The sequence below is a fragment of the Afipia sp. DC4300-2b1 genome, assembly GCF_049895725.1.
GTDB classification, from domain to species: domain Bacteria; phylum Pseudomonadota; class Alphaproteobacteria; order Rhizobiales; family Xanthobacteraceae; genus Afipia; species Afipia broomeae.
This window is the reverse complement of the sequence record NZ_JAFCSX010000005.1, coordinates 519,184-537,015: the sequence shown is the minus strand read 5'-3', so window position 1 is coordinate 537,015 and position 17,832 is coordinate 519,184. Positions and strand designations below refer to the sequence as shown.

Annotated in this window: 17 protein-coding genes; 6 read left to right on the top strand and 11 right to left on the bottom strand. The window is 61.8% G+C overall.

The window, feature by feature from the left end:
• Nucleotides 1-145: 145 nt before the first annotated feature.
• Nucleotides 146-823: a spermidine synthase gene (locus tag ACP7AL_RS22170; RefSeq protein ID WP_425994333.1), complete on the top strand. Its 678-nt coding sequence runs from the start codon at nt 146-148 to the stop codon at nt 821-823.
• 10 nt (nt 824-833) lie between these two features.
• On the opposite strand, the gene ACP7AL_RS22165 is transcribed toward ACP7AL_RS22170, so the two are convergent.
• The 6 genes from ACP7AL_RS22165 to lptG all read right to left on the bottom strand — a co-directional run bounded on the left by ACP7AL_RS22165 (nt 834) and on the right by lptG (nt 8,465).
• Nucleotides 834-1,892 carry an alcohol dehydrogenase gene (locus ACP7AL_RS22165; protein WP_425994331.1) on the bottom strand — a complete coding sequence of 353 codons (1,059 nt, stop codon included), beginning with the start codon at nt 1,890-1,892 and terminating at the stop codon, nt 834-836.
• A 13-nt stretch (nt 1,893-1,905) separates the two neighbouring features.
• Complete coding sequence (gene rsmA, locus ACP7AL_RS22160; protein WP_425994329.1) at nt 1,906-2,772, bottom strand: 16S rRNA (adenine(1518)-N(6)/adenine(1519)-N(6))-dimethyltransferase RsmA; 867 nt, start codon at nt 2,770-2,772, stop codon at nt 1,906-1,908.
• The gene (pdxA, locus tag ACP7AL_RS22155) at nt 2,769-3,776 is read right to left on the bottom strand and encodes a 4-hydroxythreonine-4-phosphate dehydrogenase PdxA (protein WP_425994327.1); all 1,008 of its coding nucleotides are present in this window, start codon (nt 3,774-3,776) and stop codon (nt 2,769-2,771) included. The genes rsmA and pdxA overlap by 4 nt, the downstream gene beginning before the upstream one ends.
• Before the next feature lie 19 nt (nt 3,777-3,795).
• Nucleotides 3,796-4,722 carry a SurA N-terminal domain-containing protein gene (locus ACP7AL_RS22150; RefSeq protein WP_425994324.1) on the bottom strand — a complete coding sequence of 309 codons (927 nt, stop codon included), beginning with the start codon at nt 4,720-4,722 and terminating at the stop codon, nt 3,796-3,798.
• 180 nt (nt 4,723-4,902) lie between these two features.
• A complete protein-coding gene (locus ACP7AL_RS22145; protein ID WP_425994321.1) occupies nt 4,903-7,377 on the bottom strand; it encodes an LPS-assembly protein LptD in 2,475 nt (824 codons plus the stop codon).
• Nucleotides 7,377-8,465, bottom strand: a complete 1,089-nt coding sequence (gene lptG / locus ACP7AL_RS22140; RefSeq protein WP_425994479.1) for an LPS export ABC transporter permease LptG — start codon at nt 8,463-8,465, stop codon at nt 7,377-7,379. Before lptG ends, ACP7AL_RS22145 begins: the two co-directional genes overlap by 1 nt.
• Nucleotides 8,466-9,067: 602 nt before the next feature.
• Between lptG and ACP7AL_RS22135 the strand changes: the two genes are divergently transcribed.
• From ACP7AL_RS22135 to ACP7AL_RS22125, 3 genes are all read left to right on the top strand, one after another.
• Nucleotides 9,068-10,570, top strand: a complete 1,503-nt coding sequence (locus ACP7AL_RS22135) for a leucyl aminopeptidase (RefSeq protein WP_425994319.1) — start codon at nt 9,068-9,070, stop codon at nt 10,568-10,570.
• A gap of 61 nt (nt 10,571-10,631) precedes the next feature.
• On the top strand, nt 10,632-11,084 hold the full coding sequence (locus ACP7AL_RS22130; protein WP_425994317.1) for a DNA polymerase III subunit chi: 453 nt from the start codon (nt 10,632-10,634) through the stop codon (nt 11,082-11,084).
• A 309-nt stretch (nt 11,085-11,393) separates the two neighbouring features.
• On the top strand, nt 11,394-11,900 hold the full coding sequence (locus ACP7AL_RS22125; RefSeq protein ID WP_034460949.1) for a hypothetical protein: 507 nt from the start codon (nt 11,394-11,396) through the stop codon (nt 11,898-11,900).
• A 4-nt stretch (nt 11,901-11,904) separates the two neighbouring features.
• On the opposite strand, the gene ACP7AL_RS22120 is transcribed toward ACP7AL_RS22125, so the two are convergent.
• The 4 genes from ACP7AL_RS22120 to ACP7AL_RS22105 form a co-directional block, all read right to left on the bottom strand.
• Nucleotides 11,905-13,773, bottom strand: coding sequence for an ABC-F family ATP-binding cassette domain-containing protein (locus ACP7AL_RS22120; protein WP_425994314.1), 1,869 nt, complete (start codon nt 13,771-13,773; stop codon nt 11,905-11,907).
• 107 nt (nt 13,774-13,880) lie between these two features.
• Nucleotides 13,881-14,087, bottom strand: a complete 207-nt coding sequence (locus ACP7AL_RS22115) for a hypothetical protein (RefSeq protein ID WP_425994312.1) — start codon at nt 14,085-14,087, stop codon at nt 13,881-13,883.
• A gap of 198 nt (nt 14,088-14,285) precedes the next feature.
• Entirely contained in the window at nt 14,286-14,534 is a 249-nt protein-coding gene (locus ACP7AL_RS22110) for a hypothetical protein (protein ID WP_425994310.1), read from the bottom strand.
• 163 nt (nt 14,535-14,697) lie between these two features.
• The gene (locus ACP7AL_RS22105) at nt 14,698-14,955 is read right to left on the bottom strand and encodes a sulfur globule protein precursor (RefSeq protein ID WP_425994308.1); all 258 of its coding nucleotides are present in this window, start codon (nt 14,953-14,955) and stop codon (nt 14,698-14,700) included.
• Between the two features lie 317 nt (nt 14,956-15,272).
• Between ACP7AL_RS22105 and ndk the strand changes: the two genes are divergently transcribed.
• Entirely contained in the window at nt 15,273-15,695 is a 423-nt protein-coding gene (gene ndk / locus ACP7AL_RS22100; RefSeq protein WP_006020297.1) for a nucleoside-diphosphate kinase, read from the top strand.
• A 39-nt stretch (nt 15,696-15,734) separates the two neighbouring features.
• Nucleotides 15,735-16,574 (top strand): TerC family protein, encoded by an 840-nt coding sequence (locus ACP7AL_RS22095; protein WP_425994307.1) that lies wholly within the window; start codon nt 15,735-15,737, stop codon nt 16,572-16,574.
• Between the two features lie 186 nt (nt 16,575-16,760).
• Here the strand turns inward: ACP7AL_RS22095 and ACP7AL_RS22090 are convergent, their stop codons facing one another.
• A complete protein-coding gene (locus ACP7AL_RS22090) occupies nt 16,761-17,807 on the bottom strand; it encodes an autotransporter outer membrane beta-barrel domain-containing protein (protein WP_425994305.1) in 1,047 nt (348 codons plus the stop codon).
• Between the last annotated feature and the right edge of the window lie 25 nt (nt 17,808-17,832).

Below are 17,832 nucleotides of genomic sequence, written 5' to 3'. Positions count from 1 at the left end.
AGGCCGCAAATCCGGACAGGCTGGGGCAACATTCGGGCGCACGCGCAGGGGGCCATTTGCTCAATTCTGGCTGGCATTTGGGAACCTGCATGGCTAACGAGAGCGGGCCGCGCGCCGTCGCGGCGAACAGTCGAGGAGATAATCGTTGATCCCGTGGACCTTGCTGGATACCGCGCAAATCCCCGGCGGCGGCGAGCTCCGCCTGATGCGGCGTGGCACTGAATTTTCCATCAAGCTCGGCCAGAACGAGTTGATGAACAGCCGTCTCAGCGGGTCCGAACAGGCGCTCGCCACGCTGACCTGCGAAAGGTTGCAGGGATGCAAAAAGCCGAGGCTGCTGATCGGCGGCCTCGGCATGGGCTTCACATTGCGCGCGGCATTGTCGGTGCTTGATGCGGATGCGCGCATTGTCGTCGCTGAACTGGTGCCGGAGGTGGTGACCTGGGCGCGCGGACCGATGGCGGAGGTGTTCGGTGACAGCCTGACCGATCCGCGTGTGTCCATTCGCGAGAAGGACGTCGGCGCGCTGATCCGCGCCGAGCGATCGGCGTTCGACGCCATTCTGCTCGACGTCGACAATGGTCCCGAGGGGTTGAGCCGCGAAGCCAACGACGCGCTCTATAACAAGAGCGGTCTTGCGGCTGCACATGCGGCGCTACGGCCCGGCGGCGTGTTTGCTGTGTGGTCGTCCGGCCCAGATCCGCGTTTCACGCAGCGGCTGGCGAAAGCGGGCTTCGATGTGGATGAAATCAAAACGCGCGCCAACGGCAGGCGTGGTGGCGCGCGTCATGTGATCTGGCTCGCGACCCGGCTGGGCCGCTGAGTGCAATGGCTTAGTTCTTCAGCATAATGCGGCCGACGACTTTGCCGGCGCGCAACTGATCGATCCACTTCTGCACGTCGCCCATCGGCTCTTCCTTCATCGGTGTCGGCTTGACCTTGCCGGCGCGTGCCAGCGCCATCAGTTCCTCGGCCTCGGCAAGCGTGCCGGTCATGAAGCCTTCGACTGTCATGCGCTTGTAGATCCATTGCACCATCGGAAGATTGAAGTTGCCGCCCATCAGGCCCGACACCACGATCTTGCCGCCACGCGCCACGACGGAGGTCGCAAACGCCATCGACTTCTCGTTACCGGCGAAATCGACGATCCCGTCGAAGCCGCCGTCGGTTTCCTTGATAATACGCTTGGCGATATCGGCTTCTGTCGGATCGTAAGCGGCGGAGGCGCCGTTCTTGACCGCCGCGTCGCGGGCCGATGCGCTGAGATCGGCGACTGTGATGGGCTGCTTGAACATCGCCTGCGCGAGCGAGACGCCCATCATGCCGACGCCGCCAAGACCGATCAGCAGCATATTGCGCTGGCGAGGCCGATCGACCAGACGCTTCAGTGCGCCGTAAGCGGTGATGCCCGAGCACATCAATGTCGCCGCCGTATCGACCGGCACCTGGCCGTAGTCGATGAGATACTTCTGGTCGGGCACGAGAACGTGGCTGGCGAAGCCACCGTCGATCGACACGCCGAGAAAGCGGTTACGCGCGCAAAGGTTCTCGTCGCCGTTGAGACAGTCGCGGCACTGGCCGCAGCCGATCCACGGGAACACGGCCATCTTTTTACCGATGAGCGACTTGTCTCCATCAGGGCCGACTTCATCGACGACGCCGGCGATCTCGTGACCGAGCGTGAAGGGCAGGGTCATGCCGCGGGTGGTGTCGAGCTTCTTGCCATTGCCAAGATCAGCATAGCCGTCCTGAATGTGCAGGTCCGAATGGCACAGGCCGCAGCGCTCGATCCGCACCAGAACTTCCCGGCCCTTCGGCTTCGGGGTCTCCACGATGGTTTCGCAGAGCGGAGCATCGAACTTCACGAGAGACTGGCGGCGCATCTGAGCCATTGGGCTTTCTCCGTTACACTGTTTTTGATTTTGCGGCTGTTATATCGGCCAATTCGCGTGCCATGGCAACAAAGCCGGACACCGGGATTGTCTCGGCGCGCCGCGTTGGATCGACGCCTGCGGCGGCGGCCAGCAGTGCAGGCTCGGCATTCAGCGATTTGAGGCTCTGCCGCAGCATTTTCCGGCGCTGGCCGAAGGCGGCCGCGGCTACGCGCTCCAGCATGCGGCGATCGCAGGGCAGAGGTGCGGCGCGCGGAATCAGCCGCACCACGGATGACGTCACCTTGGGTGGCGGCACGAAGGCGCCGGGTGAGATATCGAACAGAATCTTGGTTTCCGCCCGCCAGTTGGCGAGCACGCCGAGCCGGCCATAGGCCTCGTCATTTTCACGGGCGACAATGCGCTCGGCGACCTCGCGCTGAAACATCAGCACCATCATGTCGTACCACGGCGGCCATGGCTCGGCGCTGAGCCAGTCGATCAGCAACGCGGTCGCGATATTGTAAGGCAGATTGGCGACGATCTTTGCGCGCTCGCCATTGAGATGCGGCCGCGGATCGAATGTCGTCGCATCCGCATTTACGATGGTCAGGCGGCCGGGATAGCGCTGCGCAATCTCTTCCAGTGCAGGAATGGCGCGCTCGTCGCGTTCCACGGCGATGACGCGTTTGACATTCTGCGCGAGCAGGGCGCGCGTCAGCCCGCCGGGGCCTGGACCGATTTCGACAATGGTCGCGTCGTCCAGCGGCGCGGCCGCGCGCGCAATCCGCGATGTCAGGTTGAGATCGAGCAGGAAATTCTGGCCGAGGGACTTGCGTGCGGATAGCTCGAAGCGGCGGATGACGTCGCTGAGCGGAGGCAGATCGTCGATGGCGCTCATGCCTTCGATGCCGAGGCCATGCGCGCAGCGAGGCGTAGCGCCGCAATCAGGCTCGAGGGATTGGCGCGGCCCGTGCCCGCGATGTCGAACGCCGTGCCGTGATCCGGCGAGGTGCGGATGAACGGCAGTCCCAGCGTGACATTCACGCCGTCATCGAAGGCAATGGTCTTGATCGGGATCAGTGCCTGGTCGTGATACATGCAGATCGCGCAGTCGTAGGTTTTCCGTGCAGCGGCATGAAACATGGTGTCGGCTGGCAGCGGGCCGCGTACGTCGATGCCGTCCCGCCGCAGCGCCTCAATCGCGGGGGCGATGATCGACTGGTCCTCGTGACCGAGCGAGCCATCTTCGCCGGCGTGAGGATTAAGGCCCGAGATCGCGAGGCGGGGCCGGGCAATGCCAAGCCGCGTCTGCAAATCCGCCGCGACGATTCGTGCGGTTCTGACGATGAGATCGCTGGTCAGTTGCGTGATGGCGTCGCGCAGCGGCAGATGGATCGTTACCGGCACCACGGCAAGATCAGGTGACCACAGCATCATCACGGGATGAGGCACCGCACCGCTCACAGCCGCGGAGAGTTGTGCAAGGAATTCGGTGTGACCCGGATGGGAAAAGCCTGCGCGATAGAGCACGCTCTTGGCGATCGGATTGGTGACGACCGCACTGGCGCGTCCGGCAATGACGTCGGCGACCGCGTGCCGGATCGACGCAATGGCCGCCGGTGCGCTGCTGCCGTCGGGTTGTCCGGGTTTTGCCGTCGCCGCCACGCGGGTTGTCACCACGGGAAGCGCGTCTGCGAAAACGCCTGCGGCGTCTTCGGCGCTTGTGTCGGCAGTGGAGACATCGACGCCCAGTATTCCGGCGCGGGCCGCGATGAACGCGCTGTCGCCGATCAGATAGAACGCGGGAAGATCGAGTTCACGCCGCTTCAGCCATGCAGCGATCGCGATATCAGGACCGATGCCTGCGGGTTCGCCGATCGTCAGCGCGAGTGCTTTGGTCATGGCCGCGTCGTCGCGCTCATCAGTTGCGCATTTCGATCATGGCGCCCTTGCGGATCTCCTGGAGATACGACTTGGACTTGGCTTCGTATTTCTGGTTGTAGATTTTCTCGCGCGCTTCGCGCTTGGCAGGTGTGTCGGCCTTGGTCGGCTTGCGGCTGCACAGCGCCACCATTTCAACGCCCTGCTTGGTCACCTCCGGCGGCGTCAGTTTGCCGACAGGCATCTTGTCGAGCAGCTCTCGCAGGTTCGGCGGCAGGTCCGCTGAGGTCTTGGTGAGCTGATCGCGGATCGCCGCGTCTCGCATCGATCGGAACAGTTCCTGCGCTTCATCGCAGGAGGAAATTCTGTTGCGAAGCAGCTCCGCTTCCTTGCGTCGCGCTTCGATGATGCTCGACGGCGAGCCTCGCGGCACGATCAGGACAATCGGGCGAACGAGATACTCGAAGCTTTCACCATCGGATTTGCCGCTATCGAATCCGGCGAGATCTTTTTCGGGGACAAGCAGATTCGACTGGAACCGGCCGCGCACCAGATTGCCCCAGGTCATGTCCGCCTTGATGCGGCTCTTGAGAGTCTCGGGGCGGATGCCGTGACCTTCGAGCGTCTTGTTAAGCTGCTCGGGATTCAGGCGCATGCGCGAAGCCATGTTGCCGTAGGCGCCGTCGATATCCGACGATGACATGTCGAGGCCGTACCGCTTGCCTTCCTTGATCTTGAGCTTGTCGTTGATCAGCTCGTCGAGGGCTTCCTGCCGGGAGATTGTCTTGCGCGTCGTCAACTGCGTGAGCTTGATGCGCTGATCGATGTCGAAATTGGTAATGGCCTCGCCATTCACCATCGCTGCGACGGATTGCGCCATGACGGCGGAGCCGAAGCCCGACGTGAGGAGAACGGCGGCGGCGAGCGAAACAGCCCTTGCTGTGCGAAGAATAAAAGTCGCGATCATATTCAAACCCGTCTTCAAACCTATTTCTGGCGAAGGCTGGAGGTTCCAGCGTAGCAAAACCTACCTCGCGTTTGCGGCGTCAATGCACGCGCCTGATGAATTTTCGGCGGTTCCCGTAGCCTTGCCGGACGCGCCTTGAATCTGCAATCGCGCGGGTTTCAAAATTCCGCTACCGGAATACTACTGCGAAGCGTTGAACGAACTGGTGCCGATGGTACGCAGGCCGATCTGAAGCATGATGCGGTGGTCGGTGACGGGAGTTGTATAGCTCGTCGACGTGTAGGCGTAGTCGGTGATGTAGTTGGCTGCGATGATGAAGCAGTCGTCCACGTAGCCTGCGCCCACGATGTACTGATTCACCGTCTGGTTCGTGATGTCGTAACGCAACCCGCCTGACAGCATCCAGTTGTTCGCTATCTTGATCGAGCCGGTGCCCACGATGCCTTCGCGGCGGTTGAGGAATCCGAGTTCAGGCTGCTTGTCGTAGTTGCCGTAGAGCAGGCTGACCTGGAAGCGGTCGAAATTTGCGCGGCCTTCGAGTTCGAAACGCCGCACGGCGCCCGTCGCCTCGTCGAGCCGGGTGCGGGCGATCAGGCTGTAGATCCTGTTCGGCTGGTATGCGATGCGGCCGACGTAATCGGAGCGGGCGGTCTCGAGGCCGCTGGCGATGCCGGTGTTGGTCAGGTCCTGTACGGCGAACGAATTTAGCCCGAAGAGCTGGTAGGACTGTCCGAACAGAACGTTGATGAAGCCGCCGCGATCGAACTGCGTGGTCGCCTGAACGCCGACATTGGCACGGCCGCCGCCCTCGACACGGTCATAGCCCGAGAACTTGTCGACGCGGAACAGGTTGCTGTCGTCGAATGTAAAGCTCTGAGCGTCTTCATTCGGAAGACGGCCGGCGCTCGGCTCATTCGGGCGGATGATCAACTGGCCGATCGGTTCGATCGTGGTGGTGCCCCACGGCTGCACGTTGATGAACGGGTAGCGATACTCGAGCCCGACCGTCGGCATCAGGCGCGCGGTCTGCGTCGAGCCGACCGGCAGGTAGTTGGAGACGCCGGGCTGGTTGTCGATGTTGGCGCTGATCGCATCCGCGCGCAGCGAAGCGAACGGCGTGAAAATCTGGCCGATGGAATCGGTGAACGACCGGCGCCATTCCACTTCAGCCGTCAGCCGGGTGTAGTCGCCCGGGATGCCGCGCAACAGACACTGCGACGGCGTTCTCGCCAGCGGGTCGGCCGATGTCGGCAGGCAAAAACCGGAAGCGAACGCTGTCGGGTTGATCGCGTCGAATGAGGCCGTCTGCCGGCTCAGGCTGGTGAAGTTTGCCTTGTAACTGAACTCGCCGCCGAGAACGTTGCGGTTGAGCACGTTCGAATAATCGATCACCGGATGCACGATCGGAATTGTGCTCTGCACGTCGGCCGCCGAATAGCCAAGGAAGTGCATCACGCGTGCATCGAAATAGCTGCGATTGCCGACGCCGGTGAGATAAATCTGGGACAGACCGGTATCGGGGGTCAGCAGGAATGCGTTGAGCGCGTTTTTGTACGGGCCGAGGCCGTAGTCGAAGAAGAACGACTTGTCGGAGACCGCGACCGCGTCCCAGCCCCAGACCCATTTGTCGTTGAGCGCGAACTGGCCCTTGGTATCGATGCCGCCGCGGAAGTCGCGGTAACCCGGCTCGGTCAGGAACTGACCCTTGTCGTCCTGACGGATGCCGTAGGCGCGGATTTCGTAGGCGCCATTGATCAGGCGCTGACGGAATTCCGCCTGCGCCAACAGGCCCTGCTTGGTGGTGTAACGCGGCGACAGGGTCAGATCGTAGTCGGGCGCCAGCGCGAAGTAGTACGGCACCTCGATGCCCACGCCGTAACGCGAGCTCGAAGAATAGCTCGGAATCAGGAAGCCGCTCTTGCGCTTGACCGTCGGGTCGGGCGTCGAGAAGAACGGCAGATACGCGATCGGCTGACCGAAAAACTCGAGGCGCGCGTCCTCGAAGTACAGCATTTTCTCGGTCTGATTGTGGATGATGCGCGCGCCCTTGACCTGCCACAGCGGCGGCTTCTTCGGATTGTCCTTACAGGCCGCGCAGGCAGTGTAGACGCCATTCTGGAAAATCGTGATGTCGCCGTCGGTGCGGTCGGCGCGCGTCGCCGCCATCCGGGTCTGATCCGCGGTCTCAAGACGCAGCGAATCGACAAAGCCGTCCCGATAGTCGTCCGACAGATCGAGCATGTTGGCGTAGGTGATCTTGCCGTCGACGTCCGTCAGCCTGACGTTGCCTTCGGCACGCAGGCGCTTGGTCTTCTGGTCGTAGATGACCTTGTCGGCTTCAAGCGTCGACCCGTTGTAATAAATCTGAACGCTTCCAACCGCTGCGACGCGCGAGTTGTTGTAGTCGTAATTGACCTCGGTCGCCTGCACGAGCATCTGCCCGTCGTTGTTCGCCGGGCGAGCCTGCTTGGGCGGTTTCGGGGGAAGCTGATTGTAGCGGTACGTCTGGGCCGCGGCCGGTGTTGCCACCATGCCCGCGAGCCCGGCCGTCAGGCCAAGTCCCAGAACCACGGACATGAGCAGGCTTTGACGGCGCAAGCGAATGCGCCGCCTGAACGTAGGCGTCCGTCCTTGGAGGGCGGCGACAACGGCCACTACCCGTCCTCCTGGTACAGCAAAGCCAAAAATCCCGAGAGGCCGCCCACGCAAACGGGCAACCACGCGGCAGCGAGCGGATGCATCAACTCGGCCTTGCTCAAATCTTCAGTTACTTTCGAGAGGACATAGAGCAGAAACCCTGCTGCAACGCCACTTAAAACCATCTTTTGCACCCCGCCGAAGCGGAAGAACCGAAGGCTTACAGCGGCCGCGAGCATCACCATTGCAGCCAATAAAAACGGGCGCGCGATGAGCTTGTGGTACTGCAGGCGGTAACCGGCTGTGGCCTGTCCGGAGTTCTCGGATGACTTGATGTAGTCCGGAAGTTGCCAAAATGACACAGTTTCGGGGGTGGAGAAGCTGTTCCGGACCTGGGCCAGGGTGAGGGTGGTCGCGATCGAGAAGGTGTCCTGTTCGATCACCGGGTTGTCGAGGGTGTAGCGGCGCACCTGTTTGAACACCCAGCGCCCGGGCTCAAGAACGGCTTCCTGCGCCTCAAGTCTCTCCCTGAAAATGCCGGACGTGTCGTAGCGGAACACCGAGATGCCGGTCAGGACCGCACCTTGCCCCTGACTTCGGGCGGCATTGATGACGCTTTGTCCCTCGCTGGTCGACTGGTTGAGCCAGAAGCCGGCGCCATCCTGAACGGTTGGCGCACCGTCGGTGAAGATCTTCCGCTCCATACCCTTGGCGCGTTCGAGCATCTCGGCCGACAACGGATTGTAGACGACGGTCGCCAGCATCCCGAGTATCAGCGCGCTGAGCAGTGCAGGCGTGGTGAACTGCCAGGCTGAAATGCCGGAGGCTCGCGCGACCACAAGTTCGAGCCGGCGCGACAAGGCGAGGAAAGAGACCATCGCGCCGATCAGGATGCAGAACGGCATCAGTTTTTCGAGCGACAACGGCACGCGAAAAAAAGCGGTCTGCGCAACGAACAGACCCGACACATGTGCTAGGCCGCCGGCGCGGCGCATCAACTCAATATAATCGACTGTAATGATCAGCACGAATATCGCGGCGAAGGTCATGATCGATGCGATCACGAAACGTCCGGCAAAATAGCGTGCGAGGATTGTCGTCACCATGCGCGTAACCGCCTTACGCCCACGCCTGCCGCCGGGCAGGCCGGACGGTCGCGAAAAGCCAGGCGGACGACGGTGTGTTCGTCCGGTAAACAGTGGTGTCGATCGACCCCATCGGGCAGCAGTATCCCCAACTCCAGCCAGTTTCCGCGACATGCGCCCAAACCTTTCGCAAGGTTCCCCCAGGGCGGAATCGCGTTTTCCGGCACACTCTTATTTCATAGCATCCCTTTGATTGGTCAACAAAATGGCCGACCTGAGGCCGCGCCTCAAGTACGGTTAATAAAACCTCATCGTTGCTTTGGGGTAACTCTTGCGGCGAGGCGTCAGCCATGCTTGGCGCGCTTGGCAGCGCGCGCAGGAACGCGTCATAGTGCGCCGCAGAGAATCCTGCGGGATTCTGGTCCCTGGTGATCCGGTCTGACATTCGTATCGTAGCTTTAGCAGGCCCTTTTACGAATGTCAGAACCGAAGGATCACTGGAATCATAAGCTTACGAGTGTCCTTTCGTATCCGACGTTCGCTCGGGAGGCGCTGAGGTGTGAAGCGAACGTTGGATACGAGACACTAGCTGCGCAAGCCGCGATTATCTGGAGGATTTGCCTATGACCGACGCCGTAAAGGTCGGCTTCGTACCGTTTTCCGCTGCCCCCCGCGGCGTTCTGGTGGTGTTTTGCGACGACACATTGAAATTCGGCCCGGCCACGATCAAGGCGCTGGGAACTGCTGCGAATGCCGTCAAGCTCGCAGCAACAATGAATCAGTTCAAGGGAAAGAGCGGCGCCACGCTCGATATTCTGGCGCCGGAAGGTCTCAAGGTCGGGCGTCTGATCGTTGTCGGTGCGGGTAAACTGGCGTCGCTCAAGGACAGCGATTTCATCAAGCTGGGCGGCAAGGTCGCCGCCAAGATCAGCGCCGGCACCGAAACTGTGACCGTTCTCGCGGAGCTTCCGTCAGGCGCGATGAAGGGATCACAGGCGGCTCTGATCGCATCCGGCATCCGGCTGCGTGCCTATCGATTCGTTCGCTACAAGACCAAGAAGAAGGACGGCGACAACGCACCTCTGCGGACGCAGTTCTCGATCGCGGTCGCTGACGCGGCTGCTGCACGCAAAGCCTTCACGCCCGAGAATCATGTCGTGGACGGCGTGCTGATCGCGCGCGAACTCGTCAATGAGCCGCCGAACGTGCTTTTCCCGGCGGAATTCGCGCGGCGCGCAACCCAGTTGCGCAAGCTCGGCGTCAAGGTCGATGTTCTCGACGTCAAGGCGATGACAAAGCTGGGCATGGGCGCGCTGCTCGGCGTTTCGCAGGGCTCCGAACATGACGGCCGCACCGTCATCATGCGCTGGAACGGTGGCAAGCCCGGCGAGCAGCCGATCGCCTTTGTCGGCAAGGGCGTGTGCTTCGATACCGGCGGCATTTCCATCAAGCCGGCCGGCAGCATGGAAGACATGAAGGGCGATATGGGCGGCGCGGCTTGCGTCGTTGGCCTGATGCACGCGCTGGCTGCACGCAAGGCGAAGGTTAATGTCGTCGGCGCGATCGGTCTTGTGGAAAACATGCCGGACGGCAATGCGCAGCGTCCCGGCGATATCGTGACATCGATGTCGGGACAGACCATCGAGATCATCAACACGGATGCCGAGGGCCGCCTCGTGCTGGCCGACGTGCTCTGGTACGTCGCGCAAAAGCACAAGCCGAAGTTCATGATCGATCTGGCGACTCTGACCGGAGCGATCATGGTCGCACTCGGCGTAGAATACGCCGGCATGTTCTCGAACGACGACAAGCTCGCGGAACGCCTGACCGCGGCGGGGCAGGAGACCGGCGAGCGGGTCTGGCGCATGCCGCTCGGCCCCGAATACGACAAGCAGATCGATTCGCAGTTCGCCGATATGAAAAATACCGGCAGCCGCAACGGCGGTTCGATCACCGCGGCGCAGTTCCTCCAGCGCTTCGTCGATGACACGCCGTGGGCTCATCTCGACATTGCCGGTACGGCGATGGGTGTTCCCGCGTCCGACCTGAACCGCAGCTGGGGATCTGGCTATGGCGTGCGCCTGCTAAACCGGCTTGTCGCGGACAACTACGAGACGAAGCGATAACGCGTAACAACAGGGGCGGTGCATTGTGCATCGCCCCAACTGACAATCGGCACGCCGCGCGATGACGGAAGTCCTGTTCTATCATTTGCAAGACACGACACTTGAGAAAGTGTTGCCGCCGTTGCTTGAGAAATCCGTCGAGCGGGGATGGCGTGTCGCGGTTCAGACCGGATCGGAAGAGCGCGCCGAAGCGCTCGACGCCCATCTGTGGACATATCGCGAGGATTCGTTTTTACCGCATGGCACCTGGCGCGACAGCGATGCCATGAACCAGCCGATTGTTCTGACCATGGACGACGGCAATCCCAACAATGCCAATGTCCGATTTATTGTGGATACCGCGGGTCTGCCCAAGGATTGCGCAACATACGATCGCATCGTTTTTGTCTTCAACGGTGACGACGAGGAGGCGCTCGGTGTTGCCCGCGCGGCCTGGACGGACGGTAAATCGCGCGGGCTCGATTTGACATACTGGCAGACCGACGAGCGCGGCAGATGGCAGAAACGCGCGTAAATGCGCGATCCCGAGAGATGGATAAGACGATCCGCCGGCGGCTCGCCTCGCCGGACCGCTGTTAATGTTAGAGTCTTTTTTCGTTGACCTGACGGGCGCTTAGCCACCATGGTGCCGCAAAGGGGTGGTGGAAGGCGACGTAAGCGCAGTTATGGGCAAGGGGTTCCATTCTCGCAGCCAAAAGACGCGCAAATGATTGTTTAGGCATTTGCTTTAGACATATCCCAGTTCCCGAACGCGTATCAAAGCGCTGAAGTTGATGTGAGATCGAATTTGAGCGTCCTGCGTAAAAACATCCATGTCCGGCAGATGGCGGCCCTCGTGATTGTGGCTCCGATGGTTGCCGGTTGCAGCGGGCTCGGCGGGCTATCGGATTTTTCGCTCAAGGACCAGGAATGGTTCGCGCGTCCGGGCAAGATTTTCAAAGCCGGTAACAGCGCGATTGAAACGCCGCCCCTGAGCCCGACAAAGGAAGTGTCCGCGAACGACCTGATTTCATCGGATGGTCAGTGTCCCGGCATGCCGGCGCAGGGTGCGCCCGCCGATGCCAATGCATCCACCGAAGGCCAGGTTGCCGCGGCCCCGGTCGCGCTGGGTCATACCGAATGTGACGTCGCGCGCGCGATCCCTGTCGCGCCAGAGAGCGTCAACCTGTCGAACAATGCGCGTGGCGACCGCGTTGCGCTCATTACCTGGAAAACCGGACCGCGCCCCGGCGCCTATACCTTCACGTCGGGCCGGTTAACGTCGATCGAGCGTGTCGACGTGCCGCCGCCGGAAAAGCCTGCGCGCGCTGCAAAGAAGAAGCGCGCCTAGACCCTCAGTTCGCGGCTTCGTCGTAAGAACTTGCCTCAAGCCATTCGTCTTCGGCGCGCTGCAACGCGTCTGCTGCACTTGCGCGGGCCTTGGTGAGTTGCGCGGCCTGTTTCGGATCGCGCTTGAACAGATCGGGCAGGGCAAGAGCGGCGTCGATCTTCTCGATGATGCCGGTGATCCGCGCAATCTCGCTTTCCGCGTTTGAAATCTTCTGCTTGAGCGGTACGCGCTTCTCGGATTTTGCACGCACCGGTTTGCCGTTGCCGCGCTCATTGCCCGCGCGATCGCGGCTCGACGCACGCATGCCCCGCGATGTCAGCACCGACCGGCGATAGTCGTCGAGATCGCCATCGTACGGCGTGACGGCGCGGTCCGCCACCACCCATAGCTGATCGGCGCACGCCTCGATCAGGTAGCGGTCGTGCGAGACCATGATGATCGCGCCGGGAAAATCATTGATCGCTTCGGCCAGTGCGGCGCGGCTGTCGATATCGAGATGGTTGGTCGGCTCGTCGAGGATGATCATGTTCGGGCCGTAGAATGTCGCAAGCCCGAGCAGCAGCCGCGCTTTCTCACCGCCGGACAGCGAGCTCACCTTGGTGTCGCCAGCCTTGCCGGAAAATCCGATGGCGCCCGTCCGCGCGCGCACTTTCGTTTCCGTATCGTTCGGCATCAGCCGCCGCAGATGATCGTAAGCCGAGCCCTCGAGATCAAGTTCGTCGGTCTGGTGCTGTGCGAAGTAACCGACCGAGAGCTTGTCGGCACGCACGACCTTGCCGGAAAACGGCGGCAGCTTGCCGGCGAGCAGTTTCACCAGCGTCGATTTGCCGTTGCCGTTGGAGCCGAGCAGGGCGATGCGATCGTCGTTGTCGATGCGCAGCGTAACGTTGTTGAGCACAGGCTTCGCCGGATCGTATCCCACCGACACGCCGTCCACAGCAATAATCGGCGGCGAGAGAATCTTGTCAGGCGTCGGAAACGTGATCTCGCGAACGTCCTGCGTCACGAGAGCCGTGACCGGCTTCATCCGCTCCAGCATTTTCACGCGCGACTGCGCCTGCTTGGCTTTCGAGGCCTTGGCCTTGAAGCGGTCGACAAACGCCTGCAATCGCTTGCGCTCGTCCATCTGCTTCTTGGCGTGCTTGGCGTCGAGCATCTCGCGGGTGGCGCGCTGTTCCTCGAATGACGAGTAGGTGCCCTTGTAGAGCGTGAGCTTGCCGCGATCGAGATGAAGGATCTGATCCACCGACGTATCGAGCAGATCGCGATCGTGGCTGATGACGATCACTGTGCGCGGATAGTTCGCAAGATGATCCTCAAGCCAGAGTGTGCCTTCAAGGTCGAGATAGTTGGTCGGCTCGTCCAGCAGCAGCAGATCAGGCGCCGCGAACAGCGTGGCCGCCAGCGCCACACGCATGCGCCAGCCACCGGAGAATTCCGAGCAGGACCGGGCCTGATCGGCGGTGGAGAAGCCGAGGCCCGACAGAATAGCGGCCGCGCGGGCGGGCGCGGAATGAGCGTCGATATCGACAAGCCGTGTCTGGATATCGGCGATCCGATGCGGGTCGTGCGCGGTTTCCGCTTCATGCAGCAAAGCCGCGCGCTCCAGATCGGCCTTCAGCACCACATCGATCAGGCTTTCGGGGCCATCCGGCGCTTCCTGCGCAAGGCTGCCGACGCGCCAGCGTGGCGGAATGGTGATGGAGCCGGTTTCAATAGGCAGCTCGCCGCGAATGGCATGGAACAGCGTCGATTTGCCGACGCCGTTGCGGCCGACAAAGCCGACACGCGCGCCGGGCACGATCTGCACCGTGCTCTGGTCGATCAGCAAACGTCCGGCGATCCGGACGGAAATGTCATTAATGGAGAGCATGGCGGGCTTTTACGGAACAGGCCGCCGAACGCAACAGCTTTGTCAGGGCAATTGTGATGGACCACGGCGCTTTCGGCGTACGCGATCCCCGTTAGCAAGGACAACGCCTAGTGCGTTTCCATGTCAGGTACCAGCGATGGAGCCGTTTCGCCATCGAGTTCCGGCAGCCGGGCAATCAGCGAGCCCAGACGCTGCGGTATGTCGGTTTTTTCGCGGTTGAGTGAATCGCGCAGTCTCTCTCCAATGCCCTGCCAGACGGCCTCGCTGTGGATGTGATCGAGATGGACATCAGGAGCGTTCAAACGGGTCGGCATAGCCAAACTCCAATTCGCTTCAATTTCTATTCAATATCATGAGACCAATGCGTTGCTGCGCCGTTCGTTCACGGGTTTTGCTCGGATGGTTTTGATTCGGTAAAAATTTAAACAGCGGGAACTATGGAACTTGTGAAGAAACCCCCGAACAGCGTCTCCGCCGGGGGTCTGAGTTTGGAAGAAGCGGATGCGATCCGCTTAGAAGCAAACGTTCACGACCCGATAGCGAAGGCCGTACGGGGTGCTGACCAGGCGCTTCACGTAGCAGCCGCCGTAACCCGCGCCATAACCGCCGACGTAGAGGCCATAGCCGCCGCCCCAGTGGCCGTGATGGTGATGATGATGCCAGCCGCCTTTCCAGCCCTTGGCAGAAGCCGCGGTGGGAAGCAGGGCGGTGGTGGACAGAGCAGCGACAGCAGCCAGTCCAAGAACGAGTTTGCGCAACATGACAAGTCTCCTTCATTTGGGCGCAGGGCGCCTTGATGTGTCCCTGCATGTCTGTCGAGGTGTCCGCGAGGGCGGTTCGATCCACGGCGAAGGGTGCGACAAAAAAGACCGGCCGCTGGTGGCGGCCGGTCAAGTCTCGGGGAAGCAGTTGTGCAGGTCTGGATCAGTAGCAGCGGTTCACCAGCCGGTAGCGATAGCCCCACGGCGTCGGAACCAGACGGCGTACGTAGCAGCCGCCATAGCCGCCACCGAAGTAAACGGGGCCGCCGATGAAACGCGGACCGCCCCAGCCGCGGTGGAAACCGCCGCCGTGCCAACCGTGTCCGCCGTGCCATCCATGGGCGGAAGCAGTGGACGGAGTGAATGCAGCCGCGCCAAGAGCCGCAACTGCTGCGCATGCGAGAATGAGTTTACGCATCATGATGATCTCCTCGAATTCGATCTGAGGCGCAGCCGGACGCCTTGCTGAATGTTCGTGGGCAACCGATGCCGGCCTACGCTGAACACACTAGCTGTGCGATCCTGAACTGAACCGGCACGGCCCTGTCAGGCAGCATTCATCTCAATGAAATCGCAGTAACTTCCGGGAGGCCCTTGGCAGGCGCTTGCCATGAAGGTATCGGGAGCGGGATGCCGTCCATTCCGGGCGAGGCTTCTGGTATACCAGCTTGCCGTTGCATCACCGCGCCGTTATAAGCGCGGCAAACCTTCCAACAGACATGCTTCGAGGACAGTACCATGGCGATTGAGCGCACCTTTTCGATTATCAAGCCTGACGCGACCGCGCGTAATCTGACCGGCGCCGTCAACGCCATCATCGAGAAGGCCGGACTGCGGATCGTCGCACAGAAGCGCATTCTGATGACCCGCGCGCAGGCCGAAACTTTCTACGCCGTGCACAAGGCGCGTCCGTTCTTCGGCGAACTGGTCGACTTCATGATTTCCGGTCCGGTCGTTGTGCAGGTTCTCGAAGGCGAGGGCGCCATCCTGAAGTACCGCGACGTGATGGGCGCGACCGATCCGTCGAAGGCTGCCGAAGGCACCATCCGCAAGGCGCACGCCAAGTCGATCGGCGAAAACTCGGTGCACGGCTCGGACGCTGCGGAGACCGCGGCGATCGAGATCGCGCAGTTCTTCTCGGGGAATGAAATCGTCGGCTGATTTAACGGCCGGTAACAAAATGGTCGGGGGGCCTTTAACGTGAACTGGATTGCTCAGATTTTCGATCCCGCCACAATCGGCGGCCTCATCACTCAGTTCGAGAATGAGATTCAGCAACCTCAGTTCTGGGTCGCCCTGACCAAAATCATCTGGATCAACGTGCTGCTGTCCGGCGACAACGCGCTGGTCATCGCGCTGGCGTGCCGTGGATTGCAGCCCAAGCAGCGCGTCTGGGGCATGATCCTGGGTGCAGGTGTCGCAGTGTTCCTGCGCATCATCTTCACCTTCATCGTCGTGACACTCATGACGATGCCGTTCCTGAAGCTGATCGGCGGCCTCGCGCTGCTGGTGATTGCGGCAAAGCTCCTCGTGCCTGAAAAGGAAGACGAGGACGGCGTGCAGGCCGCAGCCCATCTGTGGGCCGCGGTGCGCATCGTCGCTGTCGCGGATATCATCATGAGCCTCGACAACGTGATTGCAGTCGCCGCCGCCGCCAATGGCAGCGCGATCCTGCTGATCCTCGGCCTCGCCATCAGCATCCCGATGATCGTTGCCGGTGCGGCGCTGATCATGGCGCTGCTCGATCGCCTGCCGGCTCTGGTCTGGCTCGGTGCAGCGCTGCTCGGCTGGATCGCAGGCGAGGTGATCGCCACCGACCCTGCCGTTGCGCCCTGGCTGCACCGCGTGCTCGACGGTCATATCGGGCTTGACGTCGATACGACCTCGGCGATGTTCGGCTTTGCCAAGCACCTCAAGTTCAATGGCGAGATCGGGGAGCTTTCGCTCGCCGTGCTCGGCGTGATCGTGGTGCTGGTGGTCGGCTCGATCTGGCGAAAGCGGGCGCTGCGCGAGCAGCACGAAGCTCCAGCGGCGGCGTAATCAGTAACGTGAGGTCGTCCCGGCAAAGGCCGGGACCCATCACCCCTGTCAGGGCATTTTACAAAGTTGTATCCCGCCGCCTCGTTGCAAACGATGGGACGGTGGTTATGGGTCCCGGCCTTTGCCGGGACGACGCTGTTGGGATATCTCCGCGTCGACTATCGCTCAGCTGCAACTTTCAGCCGCCTACCACTTCAGCTCGACGCCGACTGTTCCCTGGTGCGACTCGTAGCCGCTGCGGAAGCGGCCATCGTAGTTGGCATAGAGCCGCGCCGTGTTGCTGAGAATCCATGATGCCGCAGCACCGGCGTCGGCGCCGTTGCGGCTTTCGCGAATGCCCTGCACACCGATGGCGTTGCCGCCGAGGCTGACCTGCACGGTGCCGATGTTCTGCGCGAAATTGTCGACGAACTTGCCGTAGACCGACACATCGATCGCCCGCTGGCCGACGATCCAGTAGTGCCCGAACTCCGCGCCTGCGAGCACACGGGCGCGCTCGCCATGTCCATCGGCAACCGTCACTGGAAGAAGTCCGCCGGATTCGGAGAAACGGTCGGTGCGGGCTGTGACGTATTCGAGCGCGACTTTCGGCACGATGCGGCTCTGGCCGACGGAATAGGTGTAGTTGAGTTCGCCGAGCACGCCGTCGATGCTGCCGCGATAGTTGGCAAACGCGCTGCCGAGCGGCGTCGTGCGGGTCGAACTGATCCGGGCAAAGCCATGGACCGCCGCCATCGCAACGGTCCATGGGCCGTTGCTGTAAGACGCGTTGATGCCGAGTTGCGTCATGTCCAGTGTCGCGGTTTGCAGCGCGAGCGGCACGTCGATCCAGGTGTGGCTCTGATCGACCGAGAAGCCGACATTCAGGCCGGGCGCAACGGTTGCGCCGATACCGCCGACAAATCCGAGCGTCCCGCGCTTGTCGCCGACGAAGGTGCCTTGCGCTGCCGTGCGCGCGCGGATGCCATAGGTTTCAGCCCATGTCCGGTACAGAGGCTCGGCCGTGCTTTGCGATGCGCCGCCGCCGCCCGAATTGTCCCGCGCGGCATATCCGGTGGTCGCTTCGCGGCCCAGACCCTGAAGAAAGCTGCTGCCGATGTCGAGTTGCGAGGCGCCCACCGAAAGCTGGGAGGCGTTGTCGGTGACGTTTGGGATAGGCGCGAACTGTGCGCTGGCGCTCGATGCGGAACACAGCACCGTCAGGCCGGACGCAGCAGCGTACAGCACGTTCATCCGGCATATGCTCGGTCGCGACGCT

What these genes read in the sequence shown, in the direction of transcription:
- ACP7AL_RS22115 (WP_425994312.1), bottom strand. Translation starts at nt 14,087, where the DNA reads ATGCCGACCCGTTTGAACGCTCCTGATGTCCATCTCGATCACATCCAC.
- rsmA (WP_425994329.1), bottom strand. Translation starts at nt 2,772, where the DNA reads ATGAGCGCCATCGACGATCTGCCTCCGCTCAGCGACGTCATCCGCCGC.
- ACP7AL_RS22125 (WP_034460949.1), top strand. Translation starts at nt 11,394, where the DNA reads ATGGCGGCCCTCGTGATTGTGGCTCCGATGGTTGCCGGTTGCAGCGGG.
- ACP7AL_RS22150 (WP_425994324.1), bottom strand. Translation starts at nt 4,722, where the DNA reads ATGATCGCGACTTTTATTCTTCGCACAGCAAGGGCTGTTTCGCTCGCC.
- ACP7AL_RS22090 (WP_425994305.1), bottom strand. Translation starts at nt 17,807, where the DNA reads ATGAACGTGCTGTACGCTGCTGCGTCCGGCCTGACGGTGCTGTGTTCC.
- ACP7AL_RS22165 (WP_425994331.1), bottom strand. Translation starts at nt 1,892, where the DNA reads ATGGCTCAGATGCGCCGCCAGTCTCTCGTGAAGTTCGATGCTCCGCTC.
- ACP7AL_RS22120 (WP_425994314.1), bottom strand. Translation starts at nt 13,773, where the DNA reads ATGCTCTCCATTAATGACATTTCCGTCCGGATCGCCGGACGTTTGCTG.
- ACP7AL_RS22135 (WP_425994319.1), top strand. Translation starts at nt 9,068, where the DNA reads ATGACCGACGCCGTAAAGGTCGGCTTCGTACCGTTTTCCGCTGCCCCC.
- pdxA (WP_425994327.1), bottom strand. Translation starts at nt 3,776, where the DNA reads ATGACCAAAGCACTCGCGCTGACGATCGGCGAACCCGCAGGCATCGGT.
- lptG (WP_425994479.1), bottom strand. Translation starts at nt 8,465, where the DNA reads ATGGTGACGACAATCCTCGCACGCTATTTTGCCGGACGTTTCGTGATC.
- ACP7AL_RS22110 (WP_425994310.1), bottom strand. Translation starts at nt 14,534, where the DNA reads ATGTTGCGCAAACTCGTTCTTGGACTGGCTGCTGTCGCTGCTCTGTCC.
- ACP7AL_RS22105 (WP_425994308.1), bottom strand. Translation starts at nt 14,955, where the DNA reads ATGATGCGTAAACTCATTCTCGCATGCGCAGCAGTTGCGGCTCTTGGC.
- ACP7AL_RS22130 (WP_425994317.1), top strand. Translation starts at nt 10,632, where the DNA reads ATGACGGAAGTCCTGTTCTATCATTTGCAAGACACGACACTTGAGAAA.
- ndk (WP_006020297.1), top strand. Translation starts at nt 15,273, where the DNA reads ATGGCGATTGAGCGCACCTTTTCGATTATCAAGCCTGACGCGACCGCG.